The sequence below is a fragment of the Klebsiella sp. 2-CIP_Kleb. genome, assembly GCF_050378715.1.
GTDB classification, from domain to species: Bacteria; Pseudomonadota; Gammaproteobacteria; order Enterobacterales; family Enterobacteriaceae; genus Klebsiella; species Klebsiella quasipneumoniae.
In genome coordinates this window covers 174,526-194,768 of the sequence record NZ_JBNRLG010000006.1, presented here as the reverse complement: position 1 = coordinate 194,768, position 20,243 = coordinate 174,526, and the positions used below count along the sequence as shown (strand labels likewise).

The window sequence follows — 20,243 nt, the reverse complement described above, 5'->3', positions numbered from 1 at the left end:
ACATTCCCCGGAAATCCTGTTAAGGCTACCACTACACTATCACTATCAGGAAACGAGATATGGTTATGCGCAGGTTGTCTCCGTGGTTACTGGCTATCGTCCTCAGCGGGTGTAGTGCTCTGCAGGGAACGCCGGAAGCCCCGCCGCCCGCCACCGACCATCCGCAGGAGATCCAGCGCAACCAGACGGCTGGCCTGCAGAAAATGGCCACGGTGAGCGTACTGATGTACGGTTCGCCGATGGATGTCGAAGCGGCGCTGAAGGCCAAAGCAGAAGCGGCCAAAGCCGATTACTACGTCATCATCATGATCGATGACACCATGGTACCCGGCCAGTGGTATTCGCAGGCGATCCTCTATCGTCGATGACGAGGCGGCGTCTTTAAATCTGCTTTACACAGCTTTGCGTCCATTCACGTTCTCCTGTGCATAATAACGTTCGGCCAGCCACCTGGCAGGACGTTAGCAACGGACTGCCCTTGGGACTACGTGAAATGGAGCTGACGATGAAACGATCTTTTACCCTATCCAGCCTGCTGTTAACCACTGCGACGGCCAACACGTCCGCGCAGTCAGCCGAATTCGCCAGCGCGGATTGCGTTACCGGCCTGAATGAAATCGGTCTGATCTCCGTCGCTAATCTTTCCGGCAGCCAACAGGATGTGGAGCACGCCATTGCCCGCAAAGCGGACGAGCAAGGCGCCTCCTGGTATCGCATTATTCAGATGTACGAGGAACAACAGCCGGACAGCTGGCGCGTGCAGGCCATTCTCTACGCCTGAGGCGCCTGGCGCCCCCGCCCCATGGCCCGCAGCAGCAGGTCGTCGAGGGTCGGCGCGTCAAGACGTATGCCGCCGCGCGTGTCGAGCATCATCCGGCACCAGGCTTCGGCCAGCGGCGGCGAAGCGAAACGCAGCATCTGCGCCCCCGCCCCCAGACGATAGACCAGCCGGGCAATCTCTCTGCCCTGCTCTTCGGCGGGTCGTTTCAGCAATTGCTGCAGCTGACGCCATGCGCGGTCGAGATGGCGGTTCTGTCCTTTCACCTCCGCACACTCCGCGGCCAGCAGCTCCATCGCCGCCGGCTGCTTGCTCAGCACCCGCATCACATCGAGGCACATAATATTGCCGGAGCCTTCCCAGATGCTATTGACCGGCATCTCGCGATACAACCGCGGCAACTCACTCTCCTCGCAATAGCCGATCCCTCCCAGGACTTCCATCGCCTCAGCGACAAACGGGATACCGGCCTTGCAGATGGCAAACTTGGCCGCAGGCGTAAACAGACGCGCCCAGGCGCTTTCCCGGGCATCATCCCGACGGTCCCAGGCTCGCGCCAGACGAAACAGAAACGCGGTCTGTCCTTCAAGACGGAGCGCCATTTGCCCCAGCAGCTGGCGCATCATCGGCTGATCGACCAGATTTTTACCGAACGCCTGACGCTGTAGCGCATGATACAGCGCTACGGAGAAGGCCCGGCGCATCAGGGCATGGCTGCCCAGCGCGCAGTCAAAGCGGGTGAGACCGCCCATCCTGAGGATCTGCCGCACGCCGTCGCCCTCGTCGCCCACCAGCCAGCCGCAGGCGTCATAAAACTCCACTTCGCTACTGGCGTTGGAGCGGTTGCCGAGCTTCTCTTTTAAGCGCTCCAGACGCACCCCGTTGCGCTGCCCGTCGGGCAGCAGGCGCGGCACAAAGAAGCACGACAGACCCGCAGGCGCCTGGGCCAGCACCAGGTGCGCATCGCTCTGCGGCACCGAAAAAAACCATTTGTGTCCCACCAGCCGGTAAAACCCTTCCGCTGTTTTCTCCGCGCGGGTGGTATTGCTCAGCACATCGGAGCCCCCTTGCTTCTCGGTCATCCCCATGCCAATCAGCAGACCGCGCTTCTGGTCGCCCGGGGCGAGGTGGGGATCGTAACGGTCGCTCAGCAGCGGCGACAGCCAGTCGCCAAAAGGCGCGGGCAGGGCGCGCTGCAGCAGGGGCGTCGCGGCGAAGGTCATGGTTATCGGGCACAGCGTTCCGGCCTCTACCTGGGCGTGAAGCAGAAAGCGAGCGGCGCGCGCGACAAACGCGCCTTCACGGGCATCCTCCTGCCAGGCGAGATTATGCACCCGGTTCGCGCACAGCCCCTGCATCAGCAGATGCCAGGCGGGGTGGAAGCGAACGTCGTCCAGTCGGGCGCCGGTGGCGTCATAGCGCAGCAGCTCCGGCGGGTTGCTGTTGGCCAGGCGTCCCAGCTCCAGCGATTCTGCGGTCCCCAGCTGCTGGCCAATGCTGGCGAGCAGATCGCCATCCCAGCCGGCACCTTCGCGGACCACCGCTTCACGTAGGGCGGTATCGGACAGGAACAGATTGCTGTTATTCAGCGGGGTCGGTTGATTAAAAACGGTGTGGGTTTGCCAGTGCATCGTGTCTCCCTCCATCAATGGCGATAAGCCTAAGTATGGTTATCCGGGGGGATACTCGCCCGCGAGAGCGGTCACAAAAAAGCCATCCCGAAGGATGGCTTTTCAGTTTCGTCAGCGGGTCAGCTTAGCTGCGCTGGCGTACCGCCTCAAACAGGCAGATGCCGGTGGCCACCGAGACGTTCAGCGAGGAGACGCTGCCCGCCATCGGAATGCTGATCAGCTCATCGCAGTGCTCGCGGGTCAGGCGGCGCATGCCTTCGCCTTCCGCGCCCATCACCAGCGCCATCGGCCCGGTCATTTTGCTCTGGAACAGCGTATGGTCGGCTTCACCTGCGGTTCCAACGATCCAGACGTTCTCCTCCTGCAACAGACGCATGGTGCGCGCCAGGTTGGTGACACGGATCAGCGGGACGTTCTCCGCCGCGCCGCAGGCCACTTTCTTCGCCGTCGCATTCAGCTGCGCGGAACGATCTTTTGGCACAATCACCGCGTGCACGCCGGCAGCATCGGCGCTGCGCAGGCAGGCGCCGAGGTTATGCGGATCGGTCACACCGTCAAGGATCAACAGGAACGGCTGATCGAGCTGCGCCAGCAGATCCGGCAGATCATTCTCTTGATACTGACGCCCCGGCTTCACGCGGGCAATGATCCCCTGGTGTACCGCGCCTTCGCTCTTCTCATCGAGAAACTGGCGGTTGGCCAGCTGAATCACCACGCCCTGCGCTTCCAGAGCGTGGATCAGCGGCAGCAGGCGCTTATCCTCACGGCCTTTCAGAATATAAACTTCCTGAAAACGCTCAGGTGCGCGCTCCAGCAGTGCCTGCACCGCATGGATGCCGTAAATCATTTCACTCATTGATGTACTCGTTTTAGGTTCTGTTATCCGCCCTTCACCCCGTCCTGCGTCAGCAGACTTCAGGATGAAGGGTGGTCAATCACTCGGCGCTCTTCTTCTTTGCCGCGCGCTTGGCTTTGGTGGCGGCGGCGATTTTCTGCGTTTTCGCCGACGGTTTTTTCGCTTTCTTCTCGCCTTTCGGCTTCGCTTTCGCCTGGTCTTTTTCTTTGCGGAACGCGCTGTCCGGCTCGAAGTTCACCTGCTTACCGACCTGACGACGACGGCCGCCCGGTTTGCCGGAGGTGCTCTTTTTCGCTTTCTCACGGGCGGTTTTGCCGACATTACGCGGCGCGCGCTCGCTGGAGATTAGGGTAAAGTCGATTTTACGCTCGTCCATGTTGACCGCTTCCACACGGACTTCCACGCGGTCGCCCAGGCGATAAGTCTGCCCGCCGGACTCGCCGATCAGACGCTGCCCCACCTGGTCGAAACGATAGTAGTCGTTATCCAGAGAGGAAACATGCACCAGGCCGTCGATAAACAGATCGTTGAGACGGACGAAGAAGCCAAAGCCGGTCACGCTGGCGATAACCCCGGAGAAGATGTTGCCTACCTGATCCTGCATGAAGTCGCACTTCAGCCAGTCGGAGACTTCGCGCGTCGCTTCATCAGCGCGGCGTTCGGTCATCGAGCAGTGCTCGCCCAGCTGCAGCATCTCTTCCATGCTGTAGTGCCAGCCGCCGGTCTCCGTGCTGTTGCCTTTATGCCCCTGCTCTTTGGCCAGCAGATATTTGATGGCGCGGTGCAGCGACAGATCCGGGTAACGACGGATCGGCGAGGTGAAGTGGGCATAGGACTGCAGCGCGAGGCCAAAGTGCCCGCGGTTTTCCGGATCGTAGACCGCCTGCTTCATCGACCGCAGGAGCATCGTCTGAAGCATTTCCGCATCCGGGCGATCGGCGATGGAGGTCAGCAGTTCGGCGTAATCGCGCGGCTCCGGCTTGTTGCCGCCAGGCAGTTCCAGCCCCAGCTCCGCCAGCACGCTGCGGAACGCGGTAATCGCCTCGGTGCTCGGCTTATCGTGAATACGGAACAGCGCCGGCTCCTGCGCCTTCTCAACGAAGCGCGCGGCGGAGATGTTCGCCAGGATCATGCACTCTTCAATCAGCTTGTGCGCATCGTTCCGCTGGGTCTGTTCGATACGCTCGATACGGCGCTCGGCGTTGAAGATGAATTTAGCTTCTTCACTTTCAAATGAGATACCGCCGCGCTCTTCGCGGGCGCCATCCAGCACCTTGTAGAGGTTATGCAGTTCTTCAATATGCTTCACCAGCGGCGCGTAGTGCTCGCGCAGCTCCTGGTCGCCCTGCAGTATATGCCACACCTTGGTATAGGTCAGGCGAGCATGTGAACTCATCACCGCTTCATAGAATTTATAACCGGTCAGACGGCCTTTTGACGAAATCGTCATCTCGCACACCATGCACAGGCGATCGACCTGCGGGTTCAGCGAGCACAGACCGTTAGACAACACTTCCGGCAGCATCGGTACCACCTGCGACGGGAAGTAGACCGAGGTTCCACGGCTGCGCGCTTCCGCGTCCAGCGGCGTCCCCGGACGCACGTAGTAGCTGACGTCGGCAATGGCTACCCACAGGCGCCAGCCGCCGCCGCGTTTCTTCTCGCAGTACACTGCGTCATCGAAGTCGCGGGCATCTTCACCGTCAATAGTGACCAGCGGCAGGGAGCGCAGATCGACGCGCCCGGCTTTCGCCTCTTCCGGCACCTGCTCTTTCAGGCCGGAAACCTGATTTTCTACCGCCGGCGGCCAGACGTACGGAATTTCATGGGTGCGCAGCGCCATATCGACAGCCATGCCGGTACCCATGTTGTCGCCCAGCACTTCGACGATTTTCCCCACGGCTTTGGTGCGGCGGGTCGGGCGCTGGGTCAGCTCGACCACCACCACGTAGCCCATCCGCGCGCCCATAATCTCTTCCGGCGGGATCAGGATATCGAAGCTGAGGCGACTGTCGTCCGGGACGACGAAACCGACGCCAGCGTCGGTAAAGTAGCGGCCAACAATCTGGCTGGTTTTCGGCACCAGGACGCGGACGATGCGCGCTTCGCGGCGGCCCTTGCGGTCCGCGCCCAGCGGTTGGGCCAGCACCTGGTCGCCATGAATACAGGTTTTCATCTGCTCTGACGACAGGTACAGATCGTCTTTGCGCCCTTCAACACGCAGGAAACCATAGCCATCACGGTGACCAATAACGGTTCCTTTGAGGAGATCAAGGCGCTCCGGCAGCGCATAGCACTGACGGCGGGTGAAGACCAGCTGACCGTCGCGTTCCATCGCGCGCAGGCGGCGGCGCAGCGCTTCGGTTTGCTCTTCGCCCTCGATATTTAACTCGATGGCCAGCTCATCGCGGCTGGCGGGCTTTTCCCGTTTGGTTAAATGTTCGAGGATAAATTCCCGGCTCGGGATTGGGTTCGCGTACTTCTCAGCTTCGCGTTCCTGGAATGGATCTTGTGACATATCGGTTCCTCCGTTGTCATCTCCGGCAGAGTGGCGTCACTCCACCAGCAATAATTTATAAAGCGGTTGATTCTTCTCAACCAAATCAGCCAGCGTATAGTTATCCAGTTCCTTGAGAAAACTCTGCGCGGCTTCAGCTAGTGCCTGTTTCAGACGACAGGCTGGTGTAATGTGGCAAAACTCGCTGCTGCAGTTGACCAGCGATAAGGGTTCCAGGTCGCGTACCACGTCACCGACGCGGATCTGTCCAGCTGGTTTGCCGAGGCGAATGCCCCCGTTCTTCCCCCGCACGGCAGTCACATAGCCCATGCGACTTAACTGATTGATTATTTTAACCATATGATTACGGGAGACGCCATAGACCTCGGTTACTTCCGAGATACTGGTCATCCGTCCTTCCGGCAGCGACGCCATATAAATCAGCGCCCGTAGTCCGTAATCGGTGAAACTCGTTAACTGCACATAAACCTCAGGGAAAAGAAAACAGGGTATGTCGAGCGACATCATTATTATTGATGATAAACCAGCCAGCGCTCAGGCCGCTAATTTATTTAAAATGGGGCGGGCGAACAGCAAAAACAAGGGCGCCTGAACGGCGCCCCTTGCGAGTGATTATGCGTCGAACGGGTCGCGCAGAATCATGGTCTCGGAACGGTCTGGACCAGTAGAGATGATATCAACCGGTACGCCGGTCAGCTCTTCAATACGCTGGATGTAGTTCAGCGCTGCCTGCGGCAGGCCGCTGCGCTCTTTCACGCCGAAGGTGGTTTCAGACCAGCCCGGCATGGTTTCGTAGATAGGCTCGATACCTTCCCAGTTGTCGGCTGCCAGCGGAGTGGTGGTCACTTCGCGGCCATCCGGCATACGGTAGCCGACGCAGATTTTCACTTCTTTCAGGCCGTCGAGGACGTCCAGTTTAGTCAGGCAGAAGCCGGACAGGGAGTTAATCTGCACCGCGCGACGAACCGCGACAGCGTCCAGCCAGCCGGTACGACGACGACGACCGGTGGTGGCGCCGAATTCGTTACCCTGCTTGCAGAGGAACTCGCCGGTCTCATCAAACAGCTCGGTCGGGAACGGACCCGCGCCGACGCGAGTCGAGTAAGCTTTGATGATACCCAGAACGTAATCCACATAACGCGGGCCCAGGCCGGAGCCGGTCGCCACGCCACCCGCGGTGGTATTGGAAGAGGTTACGTACGGATAGGTACCGTGGTCGATATCCAGCAGCGTGCCCTGTGCGCCTTCGAACATTACGAAGTCGCCACGTTTACGCGCCTGATCCAGCAGGTCGGAAACGTCCACCACCATGCCGGTCAGGATGTCGGCAATCGCCATCACATCGTCCAGCACTTTCTGGTAGTCAACCGCTTCTGCTTTGTAGAAATTCACCAGCTGGAAGTTGTGATATTCCATCACTTCTTTCAGTTTATCGGCGAAGGTTGCTTTATCGAACAGATCGCCAACGCGCAAACCGCGACGAGCGACTTTATCTTCGTAAGCCGGGCCGATGCCGCGACCGGTGGTGCCGATAGCCTTCGCGCCGCGCGCTTTTTCACGCGCCACGTCCAGCGCCACGTGATAGTCAAGGATAAGCGGGCAGGCTTCAGAGAGCAGCAGACGCTCGCGAACCGGGATACCACGGTCTTCCAGGCCCTTCATCTCTTTCATCAGCGCAGCCGGAGACAGCACGACGCCGTTACCGATGATGCTGGTGACGTTTTCACGCAGAATGCCTGATGGAATAAGATGGAGAACGGTTTTTTCACCGTTGATTACGAGAGTATGGCCGGCGTTGTGACCACCCTGGTAGCGCACAACATATTTAGCCCGTTCTGTCAGGAGATCGACGATCTTCCCTTTACCTTCGTCACCCCATTGGGTGCCCAGTACGACGACGTTGTTACCCATTTTTCAAAATCACCGTTTGCTTAAAAATGGATTCTACCATCGCTTTTTCAGAGTTACAGCACTTTTTGCATCCAAAATAAGGCAAATCCGACCACTTTTTGATCAGCCAATCGATTTCCTCAACATGTAGTAGATCACAATCCCGGCAACCACAAGTCCGCCGCCAAAGCGCCGCAATAAATTATCCGGGAGCTGGCTCAGGCTGGCGACCATCTTGCGCCAGGCGCGCGGATAAAGTAGCGGGCCAAGCCCTTCGAGTACTAAAACCAGCGCCAGCGCCAGCCAAATGGTGGAGTTCATCGTCAACCCTAATTGAAAATTATTATCGCCGCCTTCGCAGGTGTCATCGGCCAGCATAGTGAATGCATTCACTCAATTCACATTGTCCCGTATTTCCTCTTCATTATGAACCGGAAAGGTGAAACAAAATTCATAACCAGTTGTATTGCTGTCTATTTTTTAAATTGCAACTATGCCGTCGCGTACTACAACCCGGTACGTCTACATAATCAGGAAGATTATCATGAGAGAATTAACCGCAGTTGAAATCGAAAATGTGAGCGGCGCTGGCTGGTTACAGGATGGCCTGGCAACCTTAGGCAGTAAGGTTGGTGCCGCCGTATGGACGATGGGCACCGATGCCCTGAGCATCAACCTGCCGCTGATTGGCACCATTAATCTGGCCGATCTGGCGCCGGACCTGGGCAAAACCCTGGGCGAAAGCGTTGGCTCATCTATCGGCGGCACCATCGAGAGTACGCTGGCGAGCCTGCCGGTGATCGGTGGCCTGCTAAACAAGCTGCTCGGCAATTAATTCCGCCCTCAGAGTATGAAAAAGGCGCCTGTTTCAGGCGCCTTTTCGCGTTGACACTTCAGGTTTACACCCTCTCCGGCTTATTTACGCGCCGAATCCGGTGAACGCATATAGCGGAAGAAATCGCTATCCGGGCTCAGGACCATGACATCCTGATTGCTCTGGAAGCTCTTCTCATAGGCGCGCAGGCTACGAATAAAGGAATAGAAGCCTGGATCCTGACTGAACGCGTCGGCAAACAGTTTTGCCGATTCCGCATCGCCTTCACCACGCAGGATACGACCCTGTCGCTCGGCTTCCGCCAGCGTCTTGGTGACTTCATAGTCCGCGGTCGCGCGCAGTTTTTCTGCCTCTTCCTGGCCCTGTGAACGGTGACGACGGGCAACCGCTTCACGCTCCGCGCGCATACGGTTATAGATCGCTTCCGACACTTCCGCCGGCAGGTTGATCTGTTTGATACGCACGTCGACCACTTCAATACCCAGCGCCGCCATACTGTTCGGGTTGATCACCTGCACTTTGCCGTTGGTTTCCGCTTCCACGCGCTCTGCCGCTTTGGCAATCGCATCGTCAGCCGCCGGCGTGCTAACCTCGTCTTCCGTACCGGCCGACCCTGAGTTCAGCGCATCACGCACTTCCAGCGTCAGGCGGCCACGGGAATCGGTGACGATGTCTTTCACATCCAGACGACCAATTTCAGAACGCAGACGGTCCGAGAATTTACGCTTCAGCAGCACCTCGGCCTGGGAGACGTCGCCGCCGCCGGTGGCCAGGTAGTAACGGCTGAAGTCGCTGATACGCCATTTGATGTAGGAGTCGACGATCAGGTCTTTCTTCTCTTTGGTGACGAAACGGTCAGCCTGGTTGTCCATGGTCTGAATACGCGCATCCAGCATCTTCACCGATTCGATAAACGGGATCTTGAAGTGCAGGCCTGGCGCATACACCAGCGGCTTATTTTCGTCGTCGCGCAGAACTTTACCGAAACGCAGCGTGATACCGCGCTCGCCTTCCTTCACGACAAAGACTGACATGTAGAGCACTACCAGCACGATGACAATGATCGCGATAACAGATTTACGCATCGTTATTCCCCCTGACGCTGGTAGTCGTTACGCTGCGCGTTAGCGCGGCGTTGGTCCATAATGCTACCCCCGGTTGAGCTCGAGGTTGATGAGGTGCTGGCGCTGCCAGTGCTGGATGCAGGCGGCAGGCGCAGCAGATCGCTGGCGTCACTGCTATCGCTCTTTGCAGCCGGCGCAGCGGCGCCTTTCAGCATCTGGTCCAGCGGCAGAACCATCAGATTGCCGTTTTTGCTGTCATTGACCAGCACTTTACGGGTGTGGCTCAGCACTTTTTCCATGGTTTCGATATACAGACGCTCGCGGGTAATTTCCGGCGCGGCTTTGTATTCCGGCAGGATCTTCGCAAAGCGAGCCACTTCACCCTGGGCTTCCAGAACGGTCTGGGTCTTATAGGCGCGTGCCTCTTCGAGGATACGCTGCGCCTGACCATTCGCGCGCGGCTGGACTTCGTTGGTGTAAGCCTCCGCTTCACGAATGTACTGCTGTTCGTTCTCACGCGCGGCAATGGCATCGTCAAACGCGGCTTTCACCTCTTCCGGCGGACGTGCCGTCTGGAAGTTGACGTCCAGCAGAGTGATGCCCATGTTGTACGGGCGAATCGTCTCTTCCAGCTCACGCTGAGTATCGCTACGGATCACGGTACGACCTTCGGTCAGAATGCGATCCATAGTGTATTTACCGATCACCCCGCGCAGCGCGCTGTCGGTGGCCTGACGCAGGCTGTCGTCCGCGCTGGTGACGCTAAACAGATAGCGCTCCGGATCGGTGACGCGGTACTGCACGTTCATCTCAACGCGCACCACGTTTTCGTCAGAGGTCAACATGACGCCGGACGCCGCCAGTTCACGTACCGACTCCACGTTTACTGCCTGCACGTTATCGATAAAGGTCGGCTTCCAGTTCAGGCCCGGCTCAACCAGATGGCTGAACTTACCAAAACGGGTGACCACGCCGCGTTCGGCTTCTTTAATAGTATAGAAACCGCTGGCCGCCCAGATAATCACTGCCGCCGCGGCAACGATGCCGACAATACGCCCGCCCATCGGTCCGCGAGGTCCCTGCGCGCTATTGCCGCCGCCCAGTCCGCCCTTGCCGCCGCCGAGCCCGCCAAGTTTTTTACTTAACTTGCGGAAGATATCATCCAGATCCGGCGGCCCCTGCTCGCGACCGCCTTTATTGCCATTTCCCTCAGAGTTGCCGCCAGGTTTGCTGCTCCCCCACGGGTCGCGGTCCTGTCCGTTATTACCGGGCTGATTCCACGCCATGTATATGCTCCATATTTGTTTTTGATATCCCCACAGGGGTCAATATCTTCAGGCAAGCTGCAAGGTCAAACCACATAGTCAACAAGCGTTGGCTCTTGCTTACAGAGGCGCCGCCAGTCAACGATCGGCATGCGCACCTGCAGACTCACGCTGCCGTCATCCTCCATCCACTCTTTTTCTATCGCCTGAAGCTGATAGAAACGGCTTCTCAGTCGCCCTTCTTTCGGCGGTAAGCGCAGCGTATGCTGGGCCACTTCACCGGAAAGGCGCTCCGTTAACGCCTGAAAAAGCAGTGGTACGCCAACCCCGGTCTGAGCGGAAAGCCAGACCCGAATCGGTTTATTTTCATCGTCGCGATCGATGCGCGGTTCAAAATCGTCCAGCATGTCGATTTTGTTCATCACCAGCAGCGCCGGGATCTCATCGGCCTCAATTTCAGCGAGAACCGTATTTACCGCATCAATGTTTTCCTGCACGCGGACATCCGCAGCGTCAATCACATGCAGCAGCAGCGTCGCCTGACGCGTCTCCTGCAACGTCGCTTTAAACGCGGCCACCAGATCGTGCGGCAGGTGGCGAATAAAGCCGACGGTATCGGCCAGCACCGTTTCGCCGACGTCAGGGACGTCAATGCGGCGCAGCGTCGGGTCCAGGGTCGCGAACAGCTGGTTCGCGGCATAGACCTCGGCGGCGGTGATCTGGTTAAAGAGCGTTGATTTTCCGGCGTTGGTGTAGCCCACCAGCGACACGGTTGGAATATCGGCTTTCGCGCGCGACCGCCGCCCCTGCTCACGCTGTTTTTCGACTTTTTCCAGCCGCGACAGGATCTGCATGATGCGGTTACGCAATAAACGACGGTCAGTTTCGAGCTGGGTTTCACCCGGGCCACGCAAACCGATCCCGCCCTTTTGTCTTTCAAGGTGGGTCCAGCCGCGGACAAGGCGGGTCGCCATATGGCGCAGCTGCGCCAGCTCGACCTGCAGTTTCCCTTCATGGGTGCGCGCGCGCTGAGCGAAAATATCTAAAATAAGACCGGTACGATCGATAACCCGGCATTCGCACAGGCGTTCCAGGTTGCGTTCTTGCGCCGGACTCAGGGCATGATCGAAGAGCACGACCGAAGCGCCGGTCGCTTTAACGGCTTCCGCAATTTCGACTGCCTTACCTTCACCAACAAAATACTTCGGGTGCGGTGCTTTACGGCTACCGGTAATCACCTGCATTGCTTCGACACCGGCGGAAGAGGCCAGAGTTTCAAACTCCTGGAGGTCTTCCATATCTTTGTCTTGCGAAAAATAGATGTGTACCAGTACCGCCTGCTCACCGGCGTCATAACGGTCAAACAAGCGTAAACCCCTTATAAAATACCAGCGGGGAACGCAGAAAACCTGGCTCCCCGGCGTGGAAAAACAGCACTAGCCTTATTCGGCGTCGTCGCTGTCTTGTTGTGGCGCAGAAGAGCCCTGCGCGCTACCACCGTGGTGATAGTTACTGGAACCGCCGCCAGCATTGTTGCTGTGGTGAGACACCGGGCGAGACGGGACAACAGTAGAAATTGCGTGCTTATAGACCATCTGGCTGACCGTGTTCTTCAACAGGATCACGAACTGATCGAAAGACTCAATTTGCCCTTGCAGCTTGATACCATTCACCAAATAAATAGAAACCGGAACGCGTTCCCGACGCAAAGCGTTCAGGAACGGATCTTGTAAAGATTGCCCCTTAGCCATTCTCTCTTTTCCTTATATGTATGCTTGTTTTGTACTCAGAACCTTACGATTCTCAAAAAAAATTACGCACGATACCGTTTAATTGTACACGTTCAGTTCTGGCTCGCACCAACAACCTGTAATACTTTGTTGAGCGCTTGTTCAGGTTGTTCACTGTCTAACCAATGCACACCTTCCCAACCGCGCAGCCAGGTGACCTGACGTTTGGCTAACTGTCTCGTGGCGCAAACACCTCGATAAACCATCTCATCATATGGGATCTCGCCATTGAGATATGACCACATCTGGCGGTATCCGACACAACGGATGGAAGGCATATCCGTATGCAAATCTCCGCGGGCAAAAAGCGCCCGTACTTCTGCTTCAAAACCTGAAGCTAACATCTGATGAAAACGCTGTTCTATGCGTTGATGGAGCAGTTCACGGCTCGCCGGGGCGATGGCGAACTGATGCACCTGATATGGCAGAGCGTCTCCTGACGTTTGCGTCAGTTCCGTTAAAGTTTTACCCGAAATGAAAAAAACTTCCAGTGCCCGGGAAAGCCTTTGCGGATCATTTGGATGAATACGCGCAGCCGCCACGGGATCGATCTCCTGCAACTGCTGATGTAACGCGCTCCACCCTTGCTCTGCGGCCTGCTGCTCAATCCGCGCTCTGACCTCAGGGTCAGCGGACGGTAAGGGCGACAATCCTTCCAACAACGCTTTGAAATACAACATCGTCCCGCCGACTAACAGCGGAATTCGCCCGGCGGCGACAATTTCCGCCATCGCCGCCAGCGCATCGCGGCGAAAATCCGCCGCGGAATAGGCCTCTGCCGGATCCAAAATATCCAGCAGTCGGTGTGGCGCAGCGCTAAGCTCTGCGGCATCCGGTTTGGCGGTGCCAATATCCATTCCCCGATAAATGAGGGCGGAATCAACGCTAATCAACTCTACTGGCAAAACTTTACGTAAGGCTATCGCCAGCGCGGTTTTGCCGGAGGCCGTCGGGCCCATTAAAAAAATTGCCTTGGGCAGGCTCGCCTCGGTTACATCATTCATCTTTCAGGGCATTCATCGCCGAATGGAGATCTACAGGTTGTAACAGGCCACCCGGCGGCGTTCTCACCAGCTGCGGGCAAAGACGCTCAACGTCCGCCAGCAGCGCAATCGCCTGCGCCATATTCCATGACGTCTGTTCGCTCGTCAGATTACGCGCCATCCATTGGGCGATATTGCCGACGTCGAATGCGTTTTGCTGCGCCAGGTAGCCTATCAGTTCAGGAATCAAGATTTGTAAATTTTGTTGTCTTAAGGGTAAAGGGACCGCGCGCACCGTCACGTGCAGGGCATCGGTATGCATATCGATCCCCAACTGCGTCAGCGCCGACTGCGCGGCGACCAGCGCCTGCTTTTCCCCTTCCGTAACTTTTAACCGCAGGGGGATCAACAGTGGCTGGGCACAGACGGCCTCTGCTCCCGGGGTCAACTGCGCCTGGCGCAGCCAGCGTTCGGCAACGGTCAACGACAGCAGCGCCAGGCCGCCCTCGCGCTCCAGCAGCGCGCAGTCGCGGCTAACAATCGTCAGCACTCTGCCAAAGCTCTGACTGTGCCCGGCCAGTTCCGCCGCGCCCGGGGTCTGTAACGCGGGCTTTGGCGCCGTCGGCGTGTCGAGCAACTGACGATAAAGCGCCCCTTGCTGCTTCTGGTAACCCGGCTGCGCGTGCGGCCAGCTCGCGCCGCCCGGCCTGCCGCTGGGGGCCGCAGGCTCACGCGATGGCGTGATGCTGAAACGGGCTGCCGGTTCACGCGCTTCTGACGGCCGCGCAAACTGGTTGCCGCCCGCCGCGATCCGGTTCTCCGGCATCGCACGGGGCGCCGGCAGGTCGTCTTTTTCCGCCAGCGGCGCGTCAAGCTGCTGCTGCAGCACGCTCAGGACGCCCTGGTAGATAAAGTCATGCACCAGGCGCGACTGATGGAAACGCACCTCATGCTTGGCCGGATGGACGTTCACATCCACCTGATGGGGATCGATCTCCAGATAAAGTACAAACGCCGGCTGCTGATCGGCCCCCAGTTTGTCTTCACAGGCCTGGCGGATAGCGTGGTTGATCAACCGGTCCCGCATCATCCGCCCGTTAACGTAGCAATACTGAATTTCCGCCAGTGCAGAGTTAGTATGCAGCGGATCGGCGACCCAGCCGCGCAGGGTCAAATCGCCATGCTGCCACTCGATCGCCAGGGCATGTTCAAGAAAGGCGGCGCCACAGATGGTTCCCAACCGCCGCTCCCGCTGGCCATCCTGAGCGACTGCCCGATACTGGCGCATCACCTTGCCGTTATGGCTGAGGTTGATGGTGACGTCGAATCGCGCCAGCGCAATGCGGCGGACCACCTCGTCAATGTGGCCGAACTCGGTCTTTTCGGTGCGCATAAATTTGCGCCGCGCCGGGGTGTTGTAGAACAGATCGAGGACTTCAAGGGTCGTACCGACCGGGTGCGCCGCCGGCTTCACCGTCACCGCCTGCTCGCGGCCTTCGGCATACGCCTGCCAGGCTTCCTGCTGTTCCGCCGTCCGCGAAGTGAGCGTCAGGCGCGCCACCGAACTGATACTGGCCAGCGCTTCGCCGCGAAAACCGAGGCTGATAATGGCTTCGAGATCGTCGAGCGAGGCGATCTTGCTGGTCGCGTGGCGAGCCAGGGCCAGCGCCAGCTCGTCTTTTTTGATGCCGCAGCCGTTATCGCGAATGCGAATAAGCTTCGCGCCGCCGCGTTCGATATCAATATCAATCCGCGTGGCGCCCGCATCAAGGCTGTTTTCAACCAGCTCTTTCACCACCGACGCGGGCCGTTCCACCACCTCGCCGGCGGCAATCTGGTTGGCGAGCTGCGGCGGCAGAACCTGAATCGGCATCCCCTGCTCCTTAGTTAATCAACATCCCGCCCGGCGAGGCGGCGCTGGCGGTCTGCGCCGCCTCGCCGCGAGGCGCCGACTGCAGCGGATGCTGCATAAAGTAGTTGCGCAGACCGTTATAAATCGCCTCCGCAATCTGCTCCTGGTAATCATCGCTGCCCAGCAGCCGTTCTTCCCCGTTGTTACTGATGAAGCCCGTTTCCACGAGGATCGACGGAATGTCCGGCGAGCGCAGTACGCCGAGGCTGGCATGCTCCGGACGGCGTTTATGCAGATTGCCAATCCGCTGCAGCTGGCTGAGCACGTTGGTCGCGACATCGTAGCCGACGCGTTGGGAGTGACCGAACTGCAGATCCAACACCGCCTGGCTCAGGTAGGGATCGGCCTGGCTGTTCGCCAGCACATCGCCCGCGCCGCCGAGCAGTTCAGACTGTTTCTCATGCTGTTCCAGCCAGCCGGCCATTTCACTGTTGGCGCGACGGTTAGAAAGCACCCATACCGAGGCGCCGGTGGCGTCGCGGTTTGGCGCGGCGTCAGCATGGATTGAGACGAGGAAGTTGGCATTTTGCTTACGCGCCACATCCGAGCGTCCCATTACCGAAATAAAGTAATCCCCGTCACGGGTCAGCACCGGTTTAAACTGCGGATCGGCGTTCAGCAGCGCCCGCAGCTTGCGCGCGATGGCGATAGTCACGTTCTTCTCTTTGGTGCCATTCGGGCCAATCGCGCCAGGATCCTGGCCGCCGTGCCCGGCATCAATGGCGATAATGACTTTGTCATCCGCCGACACCGTGCGGGCCGCCGGACGGGTCACGGTCTGATTGTTGGTCATCGCCGGCTGAGAGGAGGTCATCACCGTCTGCCGTTCATGACCCGACGAGCTGAACGGATTGCGTCCCGCCGTCACCGTCCGGGAAGGCATCACCGGCGACGGGTCGGCCCGTTTCACCACCACAGGAGGTGGCGGCGGCGGCGGCGGCGCGTCGGCGTTGATGGTAAAGACCACCGTGTAATTCGCCCCGTTCTGTTGCTTCACCGCCCGGGTTTTGCCATCTTCCGTCAGATCCACCAACAGACGCAGCGTCTGCGAATCCTGCGGCGTACCGGCACGAATGCTCTTCACCAGGTTGCTGCCGCTAAATTTCAGCGGCAGTCCCTGCAATACGCCGGTCTGTTTGATATCCAGCGCCACCAGTCGTTTGCCCTGGGGGGTAAAAGAGTACTCCGGTTCACCGACAAAGCTAAGAGTAATACGGGCCTGCTGGTCTCCGTTGGAGACCTGGATATCGGATAAACTCGCCGCAGTGGCGTGAAGACTCGACAGCATCAGCGCAGCGGCAAGCCAGGTGGTTATGCGATACTTCATCCCGTCATCCTTCAGGCTAAATGGCTAAACGTGCCAGTAAAGACTCACCCCGTGAGGAGATCGCGGTAATGCGCGCCTCACGCCCTTGTGCCTGGTAATCAAGGTGAATTTCAACGTCCGGGTCAGGCAGGACACCTGCGCCTTGCTGCGGCCATTCCACCAGGCAGATGGCATCGTCGGCAAAATAATCGCGGATCCCCATAAATTCCAGCTCCTCAGGATCCGCCAGGCGGTAGAGATCGAAGTGATACACCATCAGCTTGTCGAGGGTATACGGTTCCACCAGGGTATAAGTTGGGCTTTTGACATTGCCGCGGTGACCGAGCGCCTGTAAAAAGCCGCGGCTAAAGGTGGTTTTTCCCGCGCCTAAGTCACCATAAAGGTAAATCACGGTGGCGCCGGTACAGGCCTGCGCAATACGGTCGCCCAGGGCCAGCGTGGCCTGCTCATCGGGTAAAGGAATCACTCGGTTAATCATGGTCTACGTCAATCACATCCGGGTTAACAACACGCCTGAGCGTGGAAAAGAGATCGGTCGCCAGCATGCCGCGGGTGCCCTCGCGGGCGGCCAGTCGGTCGGCGGCATCGCCATGAGCGACGCACCCGGCACAGGCAGCATCATACGGCGTCAGGTGCTGTCCTAACAATGCGGCGATGATGCCAGTGAGCACATCGCCCATGCCGCCGCTGGCCATCCCGGCATTGCCGGCGTCGATAATGCCCATCGCCCCGCTTTCACTGGCCACCACCGTGCCCGCGCCTTTCAGCACGACCACGCCGCCATACCGTTTTACCAGACGCTGCGCAGAAAGTAAGCGATCGCTTTCAATTTCTGCCACGCTGATATTCAGCAGACGGGCCGCTTCGCCGGGGTGCGGCGTCAGCACGCGATTGTGACGTTTATCGGGATTGAATGCCAGCAGGTTCAGCGCATCGGCGTCCCAGACCATCGGTTTGTTAACCCTTTCCACCATGCGCAGGGCGCTGCGTCCCCACTCGTTCTGCCCCAGACCTGGGCCAATCGCCACCACCTCCGCCCATTCCAGCGCGGCTTTCAGGGTCTGCGGCGTCAGCTCATCCACCATTAATTCCGGCCGGGCGGTGATAATAGGCGCCACGTTCTCCGGGTGAGTAAGTACTCGCACCAGCCCTGCGCCGGCGCGTAAAGCCGCTTCACCGCACATGCGAATCGCGCCTGCCGTGCCGCGATCGCCGCCGACGATCGCCAGCTTGCCGTGATCGCCCTTATGGGAGGTGGCCCGGCGCGGCGGCAGCCAGTCGGCAAGGTGGGCGGCGCAAAACCGCGTCAGGGGGGTACTTTGCCCGGCGAGCCAGCGCTCAAGCCCCAGCGCATGATGGTGGAGCTGCCCGACGACATCCCGCGCCTTGCCGGTCAGCAGCCCCGGTTTGAGCGCGATAAACGTCAGCGTATGGTCGGCCTGAATGACAGCCCCCGGCGTCGCGCCGGTCTGCGCGTTCAGGCCGGAAGGGATATCCAGAGCCAGCACCGGCGCAGGATGGTGGTTCGCCTGGTGAATGAGCACCGCGACGGATTCACGCGGCGCACTGCGCAACCCGGTGCCGAGCAGGCCATCAATAATCAGTGAGATATCGTCTGGCCAGGGGACAGTGGCCGCATGGATCACGCCGCCGGCGTTAAGCCATGCCTCCCGCGCCGCCTGCGCCTCTTCCGGCAGCGGGCTGTCACTCTCTACCGCCAGCAGCGTCACCCTCCGCCCGGCGGCCTGGGCCAGACGCGCGACGACATATCCGTCACCGCCGTTGTTGCCATGCCCGCAGAGGATCAGCCAGTGCGCGCTGTCAGGAAAAGCGCGGCTGGCCAGCTGGAACGCCGCCTCGCCCGCGCGCTGCATCAGTTCAAACAGCGTCAGTCCCAGGCTGTCCGCCGCCTCTCGTTCGGCCAGGCGCAGCGCCTCCGCAGGCCAAATGTTGTATGGTATACTGTCAGGGTTTTTCGTCATTGTATGGTCCATCATGTCACAGCCCCTCGATCTCGTTCAGTTAGCGCAACAAATCAAACAATGGGGCACAGAGCTCGGGTTCCAGCAGGTCGGTATCGCCGATACCGACCTCAGCGCCAGTGAACCCAAACTGCAGGCATGGCTGGATAAACAATACCACGGCGAAATGGAGTGGATGGCCCGTCACGGTATGATGCGCGCCCGCCCCCACGAACTGCTGCCCGGTACGTTACGCGTCATCAGCGTGCGGATGAATTATCTGCCCGCCAACGCCGCCTTTGCCCGCACCCTGAAAGATCCCGCGCTGGGTTACGTCAGCCGTTATGCCCTCGGGCGTGATTATCATAAGCTGCTACGTAATCGCCTGAAAAAACTGGGTGAGAAGATTCAGGAACAGTGTGCTTCGCTCAATTTTAGACCTTTTGTCGATTCCGCGCCTATCCTGGAACGGCCCATTGCAGAAAAAGCGGGCCTTGGCTGGACAGGTAAGCACTCACTTATCTTAAGCCGCGACGCCGGATCATTCTTTTTTCTCGGCGAACTGCTGATTGACCTGCCCCTGCCGGTCGACAGCCCGGTCGCGGAGGAGTGTGGACGCTGTGTCGCCTGCATGACTATCTGCCCCACCGGGGCCATCGTTGAGCCCTATACCGTCGACGCCCGCCGCTGCATCTCCTATCTCACCATCGAACTGGAAGGCGCTATTCCGGAGGAGTTCCGTCCGCTCATCGGCAACCGGATCTATGGCTGCGACGACTGCCAGCTTATCTGCCCGTGGAACCGTTTCTCACAGCTCACCGATGAAGAGGATTTCAGCCCGCGCCAGGCGCTGCATGCCCCGCCGCTGGTGGAGCTGTTCGCCTGGAGCGAAGCGTGGTTTCTGAAGGTGACCGAAGGGTCGGCGATTCGTCGCATTGGTCATCTGCGCTGGCTGCGTAATATCGCCGTCGCGCTGGGCAATGCGCCCTGGGATGAAGCCCATCTTCGCGCACTGGAGAGTCGCCTGGGCGAGCACCCGCTTCTCGACGAGCACATTGAGTGGGCGATTGCCCAGCAACTGAAAAAGCGCAGCGTCGACGCCGTCGAAGTACAGCTGCCGAAAAAATTACGTCTGGTCAGGGTGGTAGAGAAAGGCCTGCCGCGCGACGCCTGATTCATTCACAGGCTGTGAATAAAATCTAAAACACATTGAGTTTCAAGGCGCAGACCGAGGTCAAGTGATCGGATTAACATTTCGAAATGAAATTTAATTGTTAAATTTCAATTAGATATAAAGATATTATTTACAAAGCGAAGCATTTACGCCGTCAGAAGCGAAACGACAACCTGTGGATAACTCTGTTTACAGTATTTCTGCAGACCAAACGAAAATCATCCCCGGCGCTGGATTGCACTGTGGATAAATAAGAGAT

The 20,243-nt window shown here is 58.8% G+C and carries 19 protein-coding genes; 4 read left to right on the top strand and 15 right to left on the bottom strand.

The genetic code is table 11. From position 1 onward, the window contains the following. The first annotated feature begins 59 nt into the window (after window positions 1-59). The gene (gene bsmA / locus ACQUTP_RS19485; protein WP_004206451.1) at window positions 60-368 is read left to right on the top strand and encodes a biofilm peroxide resistance protein BsmA; all 309 of its coding nucleotides are present in this window, start codon (window positions 60-62) and stop codon (window positions 366-368) included. Window positions 369-505: 137 nt separating this feature from the next. Beyond that, entirely contained in the window at window positions 506-781 is a 276-nt protein-coding gene (yjfN, locus tag ACQUTP_RS19480; protein ID WP_004206450.1) for a DUF1471 family protease activator YjfN, read from the top strand. On the opposite strand, the gene ACQUTP_RS19475 is transcribed toward yjfN, so the two are convergent. The 6 genes from ACQUTP_RS19475 to ACQUTP_RS19450 form a co-directional block, all read right to left on the bottom strand. Then, window positions 772-2,409: an isovaleryl-CoA dehydrogenase gene (locus ACQUTP_RS19475; RefSeq protein WP_023319565.1), complete on the bottom strand. Its 1,638-nt coding sequence runs from the start codon at window positions 2,407-2,409 to the stop codon at window positions 772-774. The genes yjfN and ACQUTP_RS19475 overlap by 10 nt on opposite strands. A gap of 124 nt (window positions 2,410-2,533) precedes the next feature. Then, a complete protein-coding gene (gene rlmB, locus ACQUTP_RS19470) occupies window positions 2,534-3,265 on the bottom strand; it encodes a 23S rRNA (guanosine(2251)-2'-O)-methyltransferase RlmB (RefSeq protein ID WP_002885669.1) in 732 nt (243 codons plus the stop codon). 79 nt (window positions 3,266-3,344) lie between these two features. Then, window positions 3,345-5,783 (bottom strand): ribonuclease R, encoded by a 2,439-nt coding sequence (gene rnr / locus ACQUTP_RS19465; protein ID WP_004206447.1) that lies wholly within the window; start codon window positions 5,781-5,783, stop codon window positions 3,345-3,347. A 36-nt stretch (window positions 5,784-5,819) separates the two neighbouring features. Next, the gene (gene nsrR / locus ACQUTP_RS19460) at window positions 5,820-6,245 is read right to left on the bottom strand and encodes a nitric oxide-sensing transcriptional repressor NsrR (protein ID WP_002885667.1); all 426 of its coding nucleotides are present in this window, start codon (window positions 6,243-6,245) and stop codon (window positions 5,820-5,822) included. A gap of 150 nt (window positions 6,246-6,395) precedes the next feature. Continuing rightward, window positions 6,396-7,694: an adenylosuccinate synthase gene (locus ACQUTP_RS19455; protein ID WP_004206445.1), complete on the bottom strand. Its 1,299-nt coding sequence runs from the start codon at window positions 7,692-7,694 to the stop codon at window positions 6,396-6,398. A 102-nt stretch (window positions 7,695-7,796) separates the two neighbouring features. Beyond that, window positions 7,797-7,994 (bottom strand): DUF2065 domain-containing protein, encoded by a 198-nt coding sequence (locus tag ACQUTP_RS19450; protein ID WP_002885664.1) that lies wholly within the window; start codon window positions 7,992-7,994, stop codon window positions 7,797-7,799. 223 nt (window positions 7,995-8,217) lie between these two features. Between ACQUTP_RS19450 and ACQUTP_RS19445 the strand changes: the two genes are divergently transcribed. After that, entirely contained in the window at window positions 8,218-8,508 is a 291-nt protein-coding gene (locus ACQUTP_RS19445) for a hypothetical protein (protein WP_004206444.1), read from the top strand. An 80-nt stretch (window positions 8,509-8,588) separates the two neighbouring features. Here ACQUTP_RS19445 and hflC read toward each other — a convergent pair whose 3' ends face one another. The 9 genes from hflC to nnr all read right to left on the bottom strand — a co-directional run bounded on the left by hflC (window position 8,589) and on the right by nnr (window position 18,831). Next, window positions 8,589-9,593: a protease modulator HflC gene (gene hflC / locus ACQUTP_RS19440; RefSeq protein WP_002885662.1), complete on the bottom strand. Its 1,005-nt coding sequence runs from the start codon at window positions 9,591-9,593 to the stop codon at window positions 8,589-8,591. Between the two features lie 2 nt (window positions 9,594-9,595). Beyond that, window positions 9,596-10,858, bottom strand: coding sequence for an FtsH protease activity modulator HflK (hflK, locus tag ACQUTP_RS19435; RefSeq protein ID WP_004206443.1), 1,263 nt, complete (start codon window positions 10,856-10,858; stop codon window positions 9,596-9,598). Window positions 10,859-10,923: 65 nt separating this feature from the next. Then, a complete protein-coding gene (hflX, locus tag ACQUTP_RS19430; RefSeq protein WP_004146725.1) occupies window positions 10,924-12,204 on the bottom strand; it encodes a ribosome rescue GTPase HflX in 1,281 nt (426 codons plus the stop codon). Window positions 12,205-12,279: 75 nt separating this feature from the next. Further along, window positions 12,280-12,588 (bottom strand): RNA chaperone Hfq, encoded by a 309-nt coding sequence (gene hfq / locus ACQUTP_RS19425; RefSeq protein ID WP_002885659.1) that lies wholly within the window; start codon window positions 12,586-12,588, stop codon window positions 12,280-12,282. 92 nt (window positions 12,589-12,680) lie between these two features. After that, complete coding sequence (miaA, locus tag ACQUTP_RS19420) at window positions 12,681-13,631, bottom strand: tRNA (adenosine(37)-N6)-dimethylallyltransferase MiaA (RefSeq protein ID WP_049114992.1); 951 nt, start codon at window positions 13,629-13,631, stop codon at window positions 12,681-12,683. Continuing rightward, window positions 13,624-15,483, bottom strand: a complete 1,860-nt coding sequence (gene mutL, locus ACQUTP_RS19415; RefSeq protein WP_049114993.1) for a DNA mismatch repair endonuclease MutL — start codon at window positions 15,481-15,483, stop codon at window positions 13,624-13,626. Before mutL ends, miaA begins: the two co-directional genes overlap by 8 nt. Before the next feature lie 10 nt (window positions 15,484-15,493). Beyond that, window positions 15,494-16,849: an N-acetylmuramoyl-L-alanine amidase AmiB gene (amiB, locus tag ACQUTP_RS19410; protein ID WP_218811821.1), complete on the bottom strand. Its 1,356-nt coding sequence runs from the start codon at window positions 16,847-16,849 to the stop codon at window positions 15,494-15,496. A 16-nt stretch (window positions 16,850-16,865) separates the two neighbouring features. After that, on the bottom strand, window positions 16,866-17,327 hold the full coding sequence (tsaE, locus tag ACQUTP_RS19405; protein WP_004206439.1) for a tRNA (adenosine(37)-N6)-threonylcarbamoyltransferase complex ATPase subunit type 1 TsaE: 462 nt from the start codon (window positions 17,325-17,327) through the stop codon (window positions 16,866-16,868). Continuing rightward, window positions 17,320-18,831, bottom strand: coding sequence for a bifunctional ADP-dependent NAD(P)H-hydrate dehydratase/NAD(P)H-hydrate epimerase (nnr, locus tag ACQUTP_RS19400; RefSeq protein WP_285755480.1), 1,512 nt, complete (start codon window positions 18,829-18,831; stop codon window positions 17,320-17,322). Before nnr ends, tsaE begins: the two co-directional genes overlap by 8 nt. A gap of 13 nt (window positions 18,832-18,844) precedes the next feature. On the opposite strand from nnr, the gene queG reads away from it, so the two are divergent. Further along, on the top strand, window positions 18,845-19,984 hold the full coding sequence (gene queG, locus ACQUTP_RS19395) for a tRNA epoxyqueuosine(34) reductase QueG (protein WP_017900602.1): 1,140 nt from the start codon (window positions 18,845-18,847) through the stop codon (window positions 19,982-19,984). Window positions 19,985-20,243 lie beyond the last annotated feature (259 nt).